Origin of the sequence: Actinoplanes sp. NPDC020271 (genome assembly GCF_044388125.1) — a bacterium.
Lineage (GTDB): Bacteria > Actinomycetota > Actinomycetes > Mycobacteriales > Micromonosporaceae > Actinoplanes.
On the sequence record NZ_JBIRWQ010000007.1, the window covers coordinates 83,410 to 98,499 of the forward strand.

Annotated in this window: 13 protein-coding genes and 1 pseudogene; 6 read left to right on the forward strand and 8 right to left on the reverse strand. The window is 70.8% G+C overall.

Annotation, left to right across the window (positions count from 1 at the left end; translation table 11 throughout):
- Positions 1-34: 34 nt before the first annotated feature.
- Positions 35-841, forward strand: coding sequence for a trehalose-phosphatase (gene otsB, locus ACH442_RS17725; protein WP_396339096.1), 807 nt, complete (start codon positions 35-37; stop codon positions 839-841).
- 263 nt (positions 842-1,104) lie between these two features.
- Here the strand turns inward: otsB and ACH442_RS17730 are convergent, their stop codons facing one another.
- On the reverse strand, positions 1,105-1,875 hold the full coding sequence (locus ACH442_RS17730) for an isoprenyl transferase (protein WP_396339097.1): 771 nt from the start codon (positions 1,873-1,875) through the stop codon (positions 1,105-1,107).
- A 198-nt stretch (positions 1,876-2,073) separates the two neighbouring features.
- On the reverse strand, positions 2,074-3,879 hold the full coding sequence (locus tag ACH442_RS17735) for a phosphoenolpyruvate carboxykinase (GTP) (RefSeq protein ID WP_396339098.1): 1,806 nt from the start codon (positions 3,877-3,879) through the stop codon (positions 2,074-2,076).
- A 299-nt stretch (positions 3,880-4,178) separates the two neighbouring features.
- Between ACH442_RS17735 and ACH442_RS17740 the strand changes: the two genes are divergently transcribed.
- From ACH442_RS17740 to ACH442_RS17750, 3 genes are read left to right on the forward strand one after another with little or no spacing between them, the layout of a single operon-like run.
- Entirely contained in the window at positions 4,179-4,943 is a 765-nt protein-coding gene (locus tag ACH442_RS17740; protein ID WP_396339099.1) for a sigma-70 family RNA polymerase sigma factor, read from the forward strand.
- Positions 4,924-5,499, forward strand: a complete 576-nt coding sequence (locus tag ACH442_RS17745) for a GtrA family protein (protein WP_396339100.1) — start codon at positions 4,924-4,926, stop codon at positions 5,497-5,499. The genes ACH442_RS17740 and ACH442_RS17745 overlap by 20 nt, the downstream gene beginning before the upstream one ends.
- Positions 5,500-5,536: 37 nt before the next feature.
- Positions 5,537-6,085, forward strand: coding sequence for a GtrA family protein (locus tag ACH442_RS17750; protein WP_396339101.1), 549 nt, complete (start codon positions 5,537-5,539; stop codon positions 6,083-6,085).
- On the opposite strand, the gene ACH442_RS17755 is transcribed toward ACH442_RS17750, so the two are convergent.
- From ACH442_RS17755 to ACH442_RS17765, 3 genes are read right to left on the reverse strand one after another with little or no spacing between them, the layout of a single operon-like run.
- Positions 6,027-6,602 (reverse strand): PH domain-containing protein, encoded by a 576-nt coding sequence (locus tag ACH442_RS17755; protein ID WP_396339102.1) that lies wholly within the window; start codon positions 6,600-6,602, stop codon positions 6,027-6,029. The two genes, ACH442_RS17750 and ACH442_RS17755, sit on opposite strands and share 59 nt — an antisense overlap.
- Positions 6,603-6,606: 4 nt before the next feature.
- Complete coding sequence (locus ACH442_RS17760; protein ID WP_396339103.1) at positions 6,607-7,461, reverse strand: biotin--[acetyl-CoA-carboxylase] ligase; 855 nt, start codon at positions 7,459-7,461, stop codon at positions 6,607-6,609.
- A gap of 34 nt (positions 7,462-7,495) precedes the next feature.
- Positions 7,496-8,590 carry a hypothetical protein gene (locus ACH442_RS17765; RefSeq protein ID WP_396339104.1) on the reverse strand — a complete coding sequence of 365 codons (1,095 nt, stop codon included), beginning with the start codon at positions 8,588-8,590 and terminating at the stop codon, positions 7,496-7,498.
- A 120-nt stretch (positions 8,591-8,710) separates the two neighbouring features.
- Here ACH442_RS17765 and ACH442_RS17770 point away from each other — a divergent pair, with 120 nt between their 5' ends.
- The gene (locus ACH442_RS17770; protein WP_396339105.1) at positions 8,711-10,282 is read left to right on the forward strand and encodes an acyl-CoA carboxylase subunit beta; all 1,572 of its coding nucleotides are present in this window, start codon (positions 8,711-8,713) and stop codon (positions 10,280-10,282) included.
- Positions 10,283-10,454: 172 nt separating this feature from the next.
- Here the strand turns inward: ACH442_RS17770 and ACH442_RS17775 are convergent, their stop codons facing one another.
- From ACH442_RS17775 to ACH442_RS17785, 3 genes and pseudogenes are all read right to left on the reverse strand, one after another.
- Positions 10,455-11,189, reverse strand: a complete 735-nt coding sequence (locus ACH442_RS17775) for a M50 family metallopeptidase (RefSeq protein WP_396339106.1) — start codon at positions 11,187-11,189, stop codon at positions 10,455-10,457.
- A gap of 92 nt (positions 11,190-11,281) precedes the next feature.
- Positions 11,282-11,491 (reverse strand): hypothetical protein, encoded by a 210-nt coding sequence (locus ACH442_RS17780; RefSeq protein ID WP_396339107.1) that lies wholly within the window; start codon positions 11,489-11,491, stop codon positions 11,282-11,284.
- Between the two features lie 2,394 nt (positions 11,492-13,885).
- A pseudogene (locus tag ACH442_RS17785) lies at positions 13,886-14,762 on the reverse strand (serine/threonine-protein kinase); the annotation flags it as partial.
- Positions 14,763-14,863: 101 nt separating this feature from the next.
- Here ACH442_RS17785 and ACH442_RS17790 point away from each other — a divergent pair.
- Positions 14,864-15,064: an acyl-CoA carboxylase subunit epsilon gene (locus ACH442_RS17790; protein WP_396339108.1), complete on the forward strand. Its 201-nt coding sequence runs from the start codon at positions 14,864-14,866 to the stop codon at positions 15,062-15,064.
- Positions 15,065-15,090 lie beyond the last annotated feature (26 nt).

Genomic DNA, 15,090 nt, shown 5'->3' on the forward strand with positions numbered 1-15,090 from the left:
ATAAAAGGACACCCTCCGCGGGTAGTCTGGCGACGTGGCAGAGACCGAGCGTCCGACCCGTCCCGTCAGCGCTGACGACGCCTGGGTGCGCACCGCCCACCACGCGTCGCGGACAACGTTCTTCTTCGATTTCGACGGCGTTCTCTCACCGATCACCAACAAGCCGGGCGACTCCCAGCCGGTGGCCGCCGTGCCCGCCGTTCTTGAACGACTGGCGACCAAGGTCGGCCGGGTGGCGATCGTCTCGGCCCGCCCGGTCGACTTCCTGCGCGGCCGGTTCCCGACCCTGGCCCACGTCGACTTCTACGGGCTCTACGGCCTGGAGATGCTGCACGAGGGCGAGGTCGTCACCAAACCCGCCGCCCTGGAGTACGTGGAGCCCATGGAGGCGCTGGCCGCCGAGGCGCGGCGGGCGTTCCCCGAGCCGGCCGAGGTGGAGTACAAGAGGCTGTCCGTCGCCCTGCACTACCGCAACTGCCCCGAGCGGGCGGCCGAGGTCGAGCAGTGGGCGCGCGACCGGGCCACCAGCGAAGGGCTGAAGATCCAGGGCGGCCGCATGGTGGTCGAGCTCAAGCCACCGGTCGACCAGGACAAGGGCATGGTCATCACCGAGGCCGTGCGGGATGCCGCCACGGCGTGGTATTTCGGTGACGACATGTCGGACATCAGGGCGTTCGAGGCGTTGCGGGCCCGCGAGGTGGCCGACCCCGGCTTCCTCGGCATGGCGGTCGCGGTGGCCAACGACGAGACCGGTGCCGCCGTGTCCGACGCCGCCGACCTGACCCTCGCGTCGCCCGAGGCCGTCGCCAAGTTCATCAACGACGGCATCAACCGCTTCTGAAAAACCCCTGTTCGGGTATGTCGTGAGCAGCGCCCGTGGCCGTACCTGCGTGCGCGGCCTCCGCGCTGGTCCGGCTCGCTACGCGGGTCACGCCGTCCGGCCGGTTCTCACCGCGGTCATGAGGCACGGATGACCACGGTGAGAACCAGCCGGCAAGCGCGACTCGCGCCGGCACGTGGAGTGGCGCGGAGGCCGCGCACGCACGGGGCCGAGTCGTGTCGCCCGGGAACGGGCGGCGCTCACGACGTACCCGAATAGGGGTTTCAGGCTCCGTAGCGGCGCTGGCGGTTGCCGTAGCTGCGCAGGGCGCGCAGGAAGTCGATGCGACGGAAGTCGGGCCAGTTCGCGTCGTGGAAGTAGAACTCCGAGTGCGCCGACTGCCAGAGCAGGAAGCCGGAGAGCCGCTGCTCGCCGCTGGTGCGGATGACCAGGTCGGGGTCGGGCTGGCCACGGGTGTAGAGGTGCTCGGCGATGTGCTCGACGTCGAGGATCTCGGCCAGCTCCTCCAAGGTGCCGCCGGTCGACGCGTGCTGCTGGAGCAGCGAACGCACCGCGTCGGTGATCTCGCGCCGGCCGCCGTAGCCGACCGCCATGTTGACCTCGACGCCGCCGGAGCGGTCCTGCGTCTTCTCCTGCGCGGCCTTGAGCGTCGCGGCCGTCCCGCTGGGGAGGATGTCGAGCGCGCCGACCATGCGCAGCCGCCAGGGGTTGCCCTCCTCGGCCAGCTCGGTCGCCAGGTCCTCGATGATCTTCACGAGGGGGTCGAGCTCGGCCGCCGGGCGCTGCAGGTTGTCGGTGGCCAGCAGGTAGAGCGTGACGTGCTCGATCCCGGACTGATCACACCAGGTCAGCAGGTCCTTGACGCGGACGGCGCCGACGCGGTGGCCGTCGTTGGGGTCGACGAACCCCATTTCGCGCGCCCATCGGCGGTTGCCGTCGCACATCACGCCGACATGGCGGGGCACCGGCTTGCCGACCAGCTTTCCGGCGAGCCGCCGTTCGTAGAACCTGTAGACCAGCGAACGCACACTCATCACGGGCAAGGGTAGCCATGTTCGCCGTGCACTCAAGCGGTGGCCGTGCGCGCTGGAACCATCCGGGCCTGGATAAACCTGTTCGTGCCGCTGCCTCGTGGGCCGTCCGGGTGACGCAACTCGCCGAAAGCGTTGTCGAAAGCGTTATAGAAACCCCCCGCGCCCGCCCTCGCCGTTGAGGGCGGGCGCGGAGTCTCGTCAGGCGTCGGCCAGACGTGCGCGCAGCGCGTCCAGCTCCGCCCAGAGCACGGCCGGGAGCTTGTCGCCGAACTTCTCGAACCACTCGGTGATCTGCGGCAATTCGGCCAGCCACTCGTCCTTGTCGACGCGCAGCACCGCCGCCAGCGCCGCCGGGTCGAGGTCGAGGCCGGTCACGTCGATCGCCTCGGGCGTGGCGACGTGGCCGATCGCCGTCTCCACCGCGTCGGCCTTGCCGTCGAGACGCTCGACGACCCACTTGAGGACGCGGCTGTTCTCGCCGAAGCCGGGCCAGAGGAACCCGCCGTCGGCGTCGCGCCGGAACCAGTTCACGTAGAAGACCTTGGGCAGCTTGGACGCGTCGCCGGAGGCGCCCTTGGCCATGTCGATCCAATGCTGGAAGTAGTCGCCGGCGTGGTAGCCGATGAACGGCAGCATCGCCATCGGGTCGCGCCGGACCACGCCGACCTGGCCGACCGCGGCCGCGGTGGTCTCGCTGGACAGGGTCGCGCCCAGGTACACCCCGTGCACCCAGTCGCGGGCCTCGGTGACCAGCGGGATCGTGGTCTTGCGGCGGCCACCGAACAGGATCGCGTCGATCGGCACGCCACGCGGGTCGTGGTACTCGTCGGCGAGGATCGGGCACTGCTCGATCGGGGTGCAGAAGCGGCTGTTCGGGTGGCTGGACGGCGCCTCCGACCCCGGCGTCCAGTCCTGCCCCTTCCAGTCGGTCAGGTGCGCGGGCGGCTCGCCCATGCCCTCCCACCAGATGTCGCCGTCGTCGGTCAGCGCCACGTTGGTGAAGACCGAGTTGCCCTTGGCCAGGGTGCGCATCGCGTTCGGGTTGGTGTGGAAGTCGGTGCCGGGCGCGACGCCGAAGAGCCCGAACTCGGGGTTGGTGGCCCAGAGCCGGCCGTCCTCCCCGAAACGCATCCAGGCGATGTCGTCGCCGACCGTCTCGACCTTCCACCCCGGCAGGGTCGGCTCGAGCATGGCCAGGTTGGTCTTGCCGCAGGCCGACGGGAACGCGCCGGCGATGTAGCGGACGACGCCCTCGGGCGAGGTCAGCTTCATGATCAGCATGTGCTCGGCCAGCCAGCCCTCGTCACGGGCGGCCACGCTGGCGATGCGCAGCGCGTAGCACTTCTTGCCGAGCAGGGAGTTGCCGCCGTAACCGGAGCCGAAGGACCAGATCTCCCGGGTCTCCGGGAAGTGCGAGATGTACTTCGTCTCGTTGCACGGCCAGGCGACGTCCTCCTCATGCCGGGAGAGCGGCGCGCCGATCGAGTGCAGGCATGGGACGAAGTCCGCCTCGTCGCCCATCGCGCTCAGGACCTCGGCCCCCATCCGGGTCATGATGCGCATGCTGGCGACGACGTACGGGCTGTCGGTCAGCTCGACGCCGAACATCGGGTGGTCCGCGTCGAGCGGGCCCATGCAGAACGGGACGACGTACATCGTCCGGCCCTTCATCGACCCCCGGTACAGCTCGGTCATCAGGGCTTTCATCTCGGCCGGGTCCATCCAGTTGTTGGTGGGACCGGCGTCGGCCTCGTCGGCCGAGCAGATGAACGTGCGTTCCTCGACGCGCGCCACGTCGGACGGGTCGGTTCGCGCCCAGAACGAGTTGGGCTTCTTCTTCTCGTCGAGCCGGACCAGCGCGCCGGACTCGACGAGCTCGTCGGTCAGCCGGGTCCACTCGGCGTCCGAACCGTCGCACCAGACGATCCGGTCGGGCGTTGTCAGGGCGGCGACCTCGTCGATCCACGCCAGCAGGCGCGGGTGCGAGGTGTGGGGGTGAGACAAGTGAAGCTCCTTCGGTCGGCACTGACCAATGACGAAGCAACCGGGAAAATCCGGTCGTTGTCATGGGAGTCACATCAGGTTAAGCCCCACACCCATACAGTTCATCGGCTGAACCTGTGGATAACCGCACAATCTTTGGCTGCGGTGCGCAATGACGATTGATTCTTCGCTGCAGAGCGCACGAGCGCGCACTTGAGCCAGCCACACCGTCACTCCTGACAACTTTCGCAAAAAGGACATAGCGCCGTACACTTTCACCTAATCGGGCTTTCCTCGCAGTTCCTGCCACAGGAGGCGGAATGACGACCCCGGGCAACGACGTGGACTCGGACACGGATCTACTCGCCGCCGTCCGGGCCGGCGACACCGCCGCGTACGGGACGCTCTACGAGCGGCACCACGCGGCGGCGCGGCTGTTCGCGTACGGCCTGGCCCGCGACCCGGCCGACGCCGACGACCTGGTCGCCGAGACGTTCGCCAAGGTGTTCGCGTCGCTGCGGGCCGGCCGCGGTCCCCTGGTCGCGTTCCGCGCCTACCTGCACACCACCATGCGGCACGTCTGCTACCAGCGGGCGCGTTCGGACCGGCGGCTGGAGTTCACCGACGACCTGACCCGTTACGACGCCGGCGAGCCGTTCACCGACCCCGCCCTGGACCAGCTGGAACGCAGTTTCGCGGCGGCCGCCTTCCGGCAACTCCCGCCGCGCTGGCGCGACGTGCTCTGGCAGACCGAGGTGGAGGGCACCACGCCGGCCGAGCTCGCCCCGCGGATGGGCCTGACCCCGAACGCCGTGGCGGTCCTCGCGCACCGGGCCCGCGAGGGGCTGCGCAGCCTCTACCTCCAGCAGCACGTCACCGTGGCCGAGCACCCGGAGTGCCGGTGGGCCGGCGACCGGCTCGGCCCGCAGGTCCGCGGCCGGCTCGCGCCCCGCGACGCGCACCGGATGCGGACCCATCTCGGCCGCTGCGCGGAGTGCCGGAGCCGGCTGGCCGAGATCCGGGAGATCGACGGCTTCCGTCACGGGCCGTACCGGCAACGTCACCATGCCGGTACCGCGGGTTGAGACTGTGCAACGAGGCCACCGCGGCGAGCCCGGCGCCGGTACATTCGGTCCCGTGCCCCCTCCCTCGCCGCGGCCCGCCGGAATGCGAGCCCGGTTGCGCTCCCTCGCACGGGAGGCGAGCAAGTTCGGGGCGGTCGGCGCGGTCGCGTTCGGCGTCGACCTGATCATCTTCAACCTGCTGCTGAACGCGGGCAGTGAGACCCTGAGCGCCAAGACGATCTCCACGGTCATCGCGACCACGCTGGCGTTCTTCGGGAACCGGTTCTGGACATGGCGTGACGGTGCGCACACCCACCTGGCCCGGCAGTACACGACGTTCTTCGTGCTGAACGCGATCGGCCTGGGCATCGCCCTGGCCTGCCTGGCGATCAGTCACTACGGTCTCGGCCACTTCTGGCCCGTGCTGCGGAGCCAGGCCGCCGACAACGTCGCGGGACAGCTAGTCGGGACCGCTATCGGTACCATCTTCCGCTTCTGGTCCTATCGGAAGTTCGTTTTCCGGGCCGACACGGACCGGAGCCCCGGGGTGACATCGTCGTCACCCACACTTTCGTGATTCGGCGTTCGCGCCCCACCCCCCGTAAGGTTGACCAATGCCCTCAGCCCCCTCGCTGACGGAACGGCTGCGCCGTCTCGCTCCGGAAGCTGTCGCCTTCGCCATCATCGGAGCCGGGAACACCCTGCTCTACCTGGCGATCACCTGGGTCGCGCTGCCGATCGGCGCGGTCAAGGCGAGCATCATCGCCACCGTCGTCACCACCACCCTGGCGTACCTGGCGAACCGCTACTGGACGTACCGGAACCACACGCGCACCGCGCTGCGCCGGGAGTACGCACTGTTTTTCGGCTTCAACCTGGTCGGCATGGCCATCCAGTCGGGCCTGGTCGCGGTCGGTAAGTACGGTTTCGGGCTCACCGAGGAGAACGACAAGATCGCGTTCCTCGCCGTCACGCTGATCGGCATCGGCATCGCCACGGTCTTCCGTTTCTGGGCGTACCGGACGTTCGTCTTCCTCAAGCCGCCGGTCGACGGTCACGAGGGCGCGATCACCGAGATGGACGCGACCGCCGGGTTCGCCGAGCTCAGCGCGATCGACGTGCCGGGAAGCGCGGCCGAGCTGGACGTCCGCCTGAAGCGCTGACCGGCGCTTCCTCTTCCTCTTCCTCCTCGTCGTCCGGGGCCTGCTCGATCAGCTCGTACAGCGTCGTCTGCACCTGCTGCGCGTGCGGGACCCCGGCCAGCCGGGCACTCTGCTCGCCGATCGAGTCGATCACCAGAGTGCCCGTGCCGAAGATGCGGTCCAGCAGCGACTGGGTCAGCGCGTGATCGTTCACCCGGTTCAACGGCAGGTCCCGCCGCTCACGGACGAGCAGGCCACGCTGCGTCAGAAGCCGCTCGCCGGTGATCACCCAGTGGGTGCAACGCCACTGGACGAGCGGGACCACGCCGTACCGGATGCCGTTGTAGGCCATGATCGCGACGACCAGGCCCAGGCCGATCCGACCGCCCTCGTTACCCGGCAGCAGCACCCAGGCCAGGATCGTGCCGGCCGTCGCCAGCGCGACCACCAGGGCCGGGCCGACCACGGACTTGCCGTGCGGGCGCAGGTGGAGGACGACCTCCTCCTGCTCCGCGAGAACTTCTGCCGGGAACGCCACGCGGTCAGCGTACGTGCAGAACATCACCTGCTGAGACGCGATGTTCACTGCCGTCCACCGTTCGGACCACGAGTTGCCCGTCGCGGTCCACGGTGGCCGCCTCGCCGACCAGCTCGCCGCCCCCGGGCAGCAGCACCCGCACATCCCGGCCGATCGTCGCGCACAGCCGCCGGTACTCCCCGAGCAGCCCGCACATCTCGGCGTCGCCACCGGACTGGCGCCAGCCGCCATACCACCGCTCCAGCCCGCGCAGCAGCGCCCGGAGCAGCGGATCCCGGTCCAGGTTCTCGGCCCCGGCGACCCGCAGCGACGTCGCCGGGACACCGGTGGTCTCCGGCAGCTCCGCGGCGTACGTGCTGACGTTCAGCCCGATACCGACCACGATGGCGTCACCGGCCATCTCGGCCAGGATGCCCGCGCACTTGCGGTCACCGACCAGCAGGTCGTTCGGCCACTTCAGGGCCGCCTCGACACCGGACACCCGGGTCACCGCCTCGGCCAGCGCCACCCCGGCCAGCAGCGGCAGCCACCCGAACGTGCTGGGCGGCGCGGCGGGCCAGTCGCGCTCCGGCTCGGGCGAGGACGGCCGCAGCAGGACGCTCAGGGTCAGGCCGGCGCGGGCCGGGCTGAGCCACTGCCGGTCCCGCCGGCCGCGGCCCGCGACCTGCCGCTCCGCGACGACGACCAGGCCTTCCGGCGCGTGACCGCGAGCCGCCTCGGCCGCGTCGGCGTTGGTCGAGCCGGTCTCGGCACGGATGTCGATCCGCGACCAGAGACCGCCGGGCTGCACGAGGGCCCGGGTGAGGGCACGCTCGGAGAGCGGCGGGCGGTCCAGATCGCTGTACCCGGAGGCGGCCATCCCGGCAGCCTATGCCCCGGCCGGCCGCGATGACTCAGCGGTGCGGACCGGCGGCGTGGCGACTGATGTAGGAGGAGTCCTCCTCGGCCGCGGCCGGCCGGGGACGCGGGCGCGGACGCGGGCCGTCGGCGGCCCGGCGGCTGCGCCGAGGCGGCTGGTTCCAGGCCGGCTGCTCCCGCTCACCACCGATTCCGGTACGGTCGCTGCCCCGTTCCTGCTCGTCCCGGGCCGCCCACGATCGGGGCAGCCGGATCCGGCGATCCGGGCTCGGCGGCCAGTCCGGCACCAGGGTGGTGGGTTCGGCCGCCTCCACCGGGGACAGATCAAAATCAGTCGCCGGCCCGTAGTCGGGGGCGGCCGCGAGACGTTCCACCGGGACCGGCCAGCCGTACCCCCGGGCGGACGGCTCCGGATCGGCGTAGAGGTCGTCCGGAACCGGCGTCCAGTAGTCCCCGGACGGCGGCCGGTCGTCCAGGTCGCGGTAGCGGGGCCGGACCCAGCCGTCGACCCGGTCGCCGTAGCCGCGGTCGGAACGGTCGATCGCCGCCGGCCGGGGCGGCGGCACCTCGTAGCGCGGCTCGTCGGGCTGGGGACGCCACCCGGCGTTGTCGATGAACCGCGATGCCTCATTCTCGTGACCCGGGTCGCCGACCGGCTCCGGCTCGTCGTACTCGACCTCGACGAACTCGTCCTCGACGGGCGCGAAGTCGTCGTGCCAGGATTCCGGCTGCGCCTCCCAGGACTGCTCCTCGGGCCAGGACTGCTCCTCGGGCCAGGACTGCTCCTCGGCCGGGGGCGCCACCGGCGCGTACCGCTCCGCCTCGTTCTCCTCGGCCAGGCCGATCGAGGCGAGACCGTTCCTCCGGTCGGCCCGCGCCTCGGAGCGACCGGCGAAGGCCGCCGCCAGCCGCCGCCCACGCCCCGGTTCGTTGTCCACAGGCAGCGCGTCTTCCTGGGGAAACTCGGTTTCCGGCGGCAGCGAGCGGCGCGCCCGGGCCGGTGGTGGTACCGCCCGGGTGCGAGCCTCACCGTCGTCACCGCCGCCGAACAGCACGGCGCGGAAACTGATCAGTGTGGCGAGGCCCCCCGCGATGAAGGCGAGCCCGGCCGCGGTCATCCAGTTCGTCACGTGAGGCGTAACGAATAAGACAAGAGGTGTGAAACGGACGCTTTCCGGCGCCCCTCGCGCGCGGTGCCGACGCGGCTACGATCATCGAGAGTGCATCGCCGCCCGTATGTGGAGACCATCGTGACAACGCAGCCCGACATCCACACCACCGCCGGTAAGCTCGCCGACTTCGCGAACCGGTCCGAGGAGGCGGTCCACGCGGGTTCCGCGCGTGCCGTCGAGAAGCAGCACGCGCGCGGCAAGAAGACCGCCCGGGAACGGATCGAGCTGCTGCTCGACAAGGACTCGTTCGTCGAGCTCGACGAGTTGGCCCGGCACCGGTCCACCGCCTTCGGCCTCGAGAAGAACCGGCCGTACGGGGATGGGGTCGTCACCGGCCACGGCACGATCGACGGCCGGCAGGTCTGCGTGTTCTCCCAGGACTTCACGATCTTCGGCGGGTCCCTGGGCGAGGTCTTCGGCGAGAAGATCGTGAAGGTGCTCGATCTGGCCATGAAGATCGGCTGCCCGATCATCGGCATCAACGACTCCGGCGGCGCCCGCATCCAGGAGGGCGTGGTCGCGCTCGGCCTCTACGCCGACATCTTCTTCCGCAACGTACGGGCCAGCGGCGTCATCCCGCAGATCTCACTGATCATGGGCCCGTGCGCGGGCGGCGCGGTCTACTCCCCCGCGATCACCGACTTCACCGTGATGGTCGACCAGACCTCGCACATGTTCATCACCGGGCCGGACGTGATCAAGACGGTCACCGGTGAAGAGGTCGGGATGGAGGAGCTGGGCGGCGCCCGCACCCACAACACCCGCTCCGGCAACGCGCACTATCTCGCCTCCGACGAGGAGGACGCGATCGATTACGTACGCGCTCTGCTCTCCTACCTTCCCAGCAACAACCTCGACGAGCCGGTCGTCTACGCCGAGGACGCCGACCTCGCCTCCAGCAACGCGGACCTGGCCCTCGACACCCTGGTGCCGGACTCGCCGAACCAGCCCTACGACATCAAGACCGTCGTCGAGACGGTCGTCGAGGACTTCCTCGAAGTGCAGCCGCTCTACGCGCAGAACATCGTCGTCGGCTTCGGCCGCGTCGAAGGACGCCCGGTCGGCGTCGTCGCGAACCAGCCGATGCACTTCGCCGGCACGCTCGACATCGCGGCCAGCGAGAAAGCCGCCCGCTTCGTGCGCACCTGCGACGCGTTCAACATCCCCGTCCTGACCTTCGTCGACGTGCCCGGCTTCCTTCCCGGCACCGGCCAGGAATGGGACGGCATCATCCGGCGCGGGGCCAAGCTGATCTACGCCTACGCCGAGGCCACCGTCCCGAAAGTCACCGTCATCACCCGGAAGGCCTACGGCGGGGCGTACGACGTGATGGGCTCCAAGCACATCGGCGCCGACATGAACTTCGCCTGGCCGACCGCGCAGATCGCCGTCATGGGCGCGCAAGGGGCGGTCAACATCCTGTACCGGGGCGAGCTGGCGTCCGCGGACGACCCGGCGGCGCGGCGGGCCGAACTCATCCAGGAGTACGAGGACACCCTGGCGAACCCGTACATCGCGGCGGAACGCGGTTACGTGGATGCGGTGATCCGGCCGTCGGACACTCGGACGCAGGTCACGCGGGCGTTGCGGATGCTGCGGACCAAGCGGGAGACGCTGCCGCCGAAGAAGCACGGGAACATTCCGCTCTGAGCCGGCGGGGCCGCTCCCGCTCCCGGGCTGGTGCCCTCCGTGGTCATGGAGACGAATGACCACGGCCGAGCCCAGCCCGGCCGGCGGCCGGCGTGGTCTTGCGCGCCCGATGACCGCGGTCCGATGTGCCACCCGCTAGTGGTGGCCGGCCGCCAGGGGCCGGCAAGATCTGCTACGCGCTCGCCGGCAGCCACTGGCCGGCGAGCAGGAACGCGCCCGTGACCAGCGCACCCAGGTTCACGACGAGGAAGACGCCGACCCAGAACAGCGCGGGCACGTGCGTGATCCGCGCCAGCTGGTCGGGGTCCGAGTCCCGCATCCGGCCGCGCCCGCGCAGGCTCTGCAGCTCGAAGACCGGCCGCACGCCACCGAAGAGCAGGAACCAGACTCCCGCGTACGCGAAAGCGGACTGCACTTCCGGCGACGCGTACCACGACACGGCGAAGACGATCGCGCCCGTGACCAGCAGAGAAATCACGCCGAACAGGTTCCGGACGTTGATCAGCATGAGCAGCAGCAGCGCCACGGCCAGCCAGAGCAGCATCGTGATCCGGTTGCCGCCGAGCAACCACGCGCCGAGCACCCCGACCAGCGACGGCGCGATGTAGCCGCCGAGCAGGGTCAGAATCATGCCGAGACCGGTCGGACGGCCCGACGACAGCGTCAGGCCGGACGTGTCGAACTCCAGCCGGATGCCGCGCAACCTCCGCCCGGTGAGCAGCGCGAACAGGGCATGGCCGCCCTCGTGCGCGATGGTCACCGCATTACGGGCGACCCGCCACACCGGCCTGAAGGCCACCGCGAGGAAACCGGCCACCGCCGTCAGGGCCACCAGCAGTCCGGGAGGGTCGGGCTGTGCGCCCAGCAGCTGGTCCCAGAGGTCGCTCACACCGTCGATCGACAACACGCCGGGGACTGTAGCCGATCACGCTAAGAGTCGCGTCGCACCGACTGTCATCCATTCACAAAAAACGATTTGTGCGTACGTCGTCAGCACGCTCAGGCGCGGCGTCGAACCGCCGCTTTCGCCGGTGCCGGACGTCCCAGGCTCCGCGCCGCGAAAACGCCCGCGGCCACGACGAACAGTCCGGCACTGATCAGAAGCATGGTGACCGCGCCCGCGGCGGTCATGAGGATCGCGATGTCAGCCAGGGCCACCAGCATCCACAACGCGAGAGTCGGCTTACTGCCGTACGGTCGGCAGTTCATGACGTACCTCCATCCGTGATTCTCACCAACTACCCGCATCGGCGAGAAATCACGCATGAGGCTCGCGTTTCGAGCCCTAGTTGACTTTGAAGCCGGCGAGGACTCCGTTGAGATCCGCCTGCGACGCATCCCAGTCAGCCACCGGGGTGTACCAGCAGATGTTGTACGTCTTGCCGCCGACCGAGAAGCCTTTGCGGAGAACGCGCTGCTGGCTGCCCCTGCCGCTACTGCGGTAGTACTGCCAGTCGGCGGCCGGCCGGCCCTGATAGGTCGTCTGCTTGAGACTGATCTGTCCCTGGAACCCGGACGGCGAGTCCGAGGAGAACATCGTCGCCGGGTCCGAGGTGCCGTTGAACTGGAAGATGAGCAACAGCCGGCCATTCCACTCGGCCTGCTTGCCGCCGTTCTCCGCGTCGCTGATCTTCGCGTTCGCCGGCACCGCGACCGAGTAGGCACCGAACGGCACGGTCTTCCAGCCGGCCGGGACGGCCCCGGTCGGCGCGCTCGACGCCGGCGCACTCGACGGCGCGGCCGCCGAGGGCTTGGTGGCCGCCGCACTGGCACTACCGGTGTTCGGCTGGGCGTCCGGCGCCTTGCCGCCGGTCACCGCCGCCGGGGCGCTCGCCTGCGGGGTCGCCTGCTTGTCGCCGTCCCCACCGAACGCCTGCACCAGGATGATGCCGACGAGCAGCACGAACGTGAGCACGATGGCCGCACCGATGATCGCCTGACGGCGGGTCAGCGTGGTGCCGAAGATCGTGACGCCGTCGACCCGGCGGACCGCCGGGCGGGTCGGCATCGGTGTCCAGGCCGGACGGCTCGACGGGGCGAACCCCGGCACGTTCGGCAGGGAGCCGACGACCCGGGTGGCGCCGTCGTCAGGACCGGCGGGCGGGGACGGCGGGGCGATCGCCGTGAAGTCGACCACCGACGTCTTGTCCTCGGCGCGCACGACCGACGTCTTGTCCTCGTCCCTGGCCGGCGGGGTCCGCGGCTCGGGGCGAGCGGCGGACGCCGGCCGGCGGCCCGGGGTGAGCGCGGTGGCCGGGCGGTCGGCGGGCTTCTCCGCCTTCGCCGGCTCCGGCTCCGGCTCCGGCTCGACCGGCTCGGATGCCACCGGCTCGGGCTTTGCCGGCTCCGGCTGCTTCGCCTCCGGCTCGGGCTTCGGCTCGGCCTTCGACCCCGGCTCGACCTTCGACTCCGGCTCGGCGCTCGACTCCGGCTCGGCGCTCGACTCCGCGGCGGCGGGCTCGGGCTCCGCGGTCTCCGGGGCTGCTTCCTCCGCGGGCTCCTGCTCCTCGGCGGGCGGGGCCACGGGAGCTGGCGCCTCGGCCGCGGGAGTGTCCGGCTCGGACTGGGCCGGCTCGGACTCGGCCGGCTCGGCACTGTCCGATTCGGCCTGGCCGGGGGCGGACTGGCGCGGCTCCGACCCGTACGCCCCAATCGTGGCTTTCTCAGCCGGCGCCTCAGCCGGAGCGTTCTCAGCGGCCTCGACCGGCGGGGTCTCCGCCGGAGTGTTCTCGACCGGCGTTTCGGAGTCGGACTCGGCCGGCTCCGGCGTGGCGACCACCGGGTACGAACCGGTCGCGGCGGCCAGGGACGCCTCGTGCTCCGGGGCGGCCTGCTTGCGACGGTTCGCGGCGATGTCGGCGGCGGTGAAACCGACCCGGGCCGTGTTCACCATCGGGCCGGCATCGCGGGACGGCGCCGACGGGGCCTGACCCGGACCGGCACCATGAGTCGCGGCCCGGCCGGGACGGGTGTCGCGGGGCGGAGTGGCCTGACCAGGGGCAACATCGCGGGACGGGGCCTGACCGAGACCGGCCTCACGGGGCGGCGCCTGGCCGGGGCCGGTCGGCGGCGCGGAGCGCTGACCGGCGGGATCGGCGAGGCCACGGGCGGCCGACGGGTCACCGGGCTGACGCGGACCAGCCGGGCCGACCGGACCGCGCCCGGCGAACGGGCCCTGCGGCAGGCCGTCGGGGCGGCGCGTGCCGGACACGGTGCCAGGACTCGCCACACCCTTCGGCTCGTCGACGACCGCGGGACCGTCGACCTTCGTCGCGTCCAACGGCTTCTGACCCGGGCGGACCGGCGGACGACCGGGCCCGGCCGGGCCCGGCTGAGGACCGGGCGGCGGGTTGCCGACGGTGGCGCGACCCGGCGCGAAGCTCGACCGGCCGACCGGCGGCACGGGCGGAGTCGCGGGACGACCCTGACTGTTACTGCCCACACCGCCCGGACCGCTCTGCGCCCGGCCCGGTGCGTCAGCCGGACGCGAGGTGGCCGGCGGGCGCGGGGTCGGGACGACCGGCGCGGAACCGGTCGCGGTGACGAACCCGCTGCCCGGCAGCACCGGCGGCCCACCCGGACCGCTCGGCAACGACGGCCGTTCCCGGCCGGCACCGGGACGGCGCATCGTCGGGCTCATCGGGAAGCTGATCTTCGCCCGGCGCCCGGCGGCGCGGGCCAGCAGGCGTTCCGCCTCGTCAGCGTCGATCCGGTGCGCGGGATCCTTGCGCAACAACCCATTCAGTACGGGCTTGAGCGGCCCAGCGTTCCGCGCCGGCGGCACGTTCTCGGTCGCGAGAGCGGCGAGCGTGGCGATCGCGGACGGCCGGGCGAACGGGGACTGGCCCTCGACCGCGGCGTAGAGAGTGGCGCCCAGCGACCAGAGGTCGGCGGCCGGACCGGCTGTCCCGTCCCGGGCGCGCTCCGGAGCAATGTACGCCGGGGAGCCCAGAACCAAGCCGGTGCGCGTCACGTTCGGGTCGCCGGGGACGGTGGCGAGACCGAAATCGGTCAGGACCACACGGCCGTCGCCACCCATCAGCACGTTGCCCGGCTTGATGTCCCGGTGCACGACACCGGCACGGTGCGCGGCCTTCAACGCGTTGAGCACGCCCAGGCCGATCTCGGCGGCGCGGACCGCGTTGTACGGCCCGTCGGCGGCGAGCGTGTCCTGCAGCGAGCGGGACGGCACATACTCCATGACGATCCACGGGTCGGCATCCGTCCGGAGCACGTCGAAGACACGTACCACGTTGATGTTGTTGAGGCGGGCGATGGCCCGAGCCTCGCGCAGGGAACGCTCACGCATCTCCTGCCGCTCGGCGGGCGTCAGTCCGGGCGGGGGAACCAGTTCCTTGATCGCCACCTCACGGTGCAGGACGACATCGGTCGCCCGCCAGACGCGACCCATCCCGCCCTGACCGAGCGGCGCAACCAGCCGGTACCGATCAGCGACAATGAGCGGGGGAGAAGAAGACATCACGCAGAAAATACCTGGTTCTGTCGAGCGGCCGCGAATTGATCAGCCGAGTGTGGGACACGTGTCACCGGAAGCCGGGGCACCCGTCGTACGCTCGGCCAATGAAAGAGGAACCGCTGGTCGGAGTCGTACGTGGAAGCCTAGACGATCATGAGCTCGCCGCTCTGGTCGCCATCCTGGCAGTTAGATCTACGTCGGTCAATTCGTCAAGCCGCCCGCAGAGCGCCTCGGACTGGATCCGATCAGGGCGTCCCGCCACCGGCGCACGCTCCTGGAAGACGTCCTCCCTCCCCCGCCACTGACCGACCGCACGTTGTCCACAGGCCCC

What these genes read in the sequence shown, in the direction of transcription:
- ACH442_RS17730 (WP_396339097.1), bottom strand. Translation starts at nt 1,875, where the DNA reads ATGAGTGTGCGTTCGCTGGTCTACAGGTTCTACGAACGGCGGCTCGCC.
- ACH442_RS17740 (WP_396339099.1), top strand. Translation starts at nt 4,179, where the DNA reads ATGACGACCCCGGGCAACGACGTGGACTCGGACACGGATCTACTCGCC.
- ACH442_RS17745 (WP_396339100.1), top strand. Translation starts at nt 4,924, where the DNA reads ATGCCGGTACCGCGGGTTGAGACTGTGCAACGAGGCCACCGCGGCGAG.
- ACH442_RS17750 (WP_396339101.1), top strand. Translation starts at nt 5,537, where the DNA reads ATGCCCTCAGCCCCCTCGCTGACGGAACGGCTGCGCCGTCTCGCTCCG.
- ACH442_RS17760 (WP_396339103.1), bottom strand. Translation starts at nt 7,461, where the DNA reads ATGGCCGCCTCCGGGTACAGCGATCTGGACCGCCCGCCGCTCTCCGAG.
- ACH442_RS17780 (WP_396339107.1), bottom strand. Translation starts at nt 11,491, where the DNA reads ATGAACTGCCGACCGTACGGCAGTAAGCCGACTCTCGCGTTGTGGATG.
- ACH442_RS17790 (WP_396339108.1), top strand. Translation starts at nt 14,864, where the DNA reads ATGAAAGAGGAACCGCTGGTCGGAGTCGTACGTGGAAGCCTAGACGAT.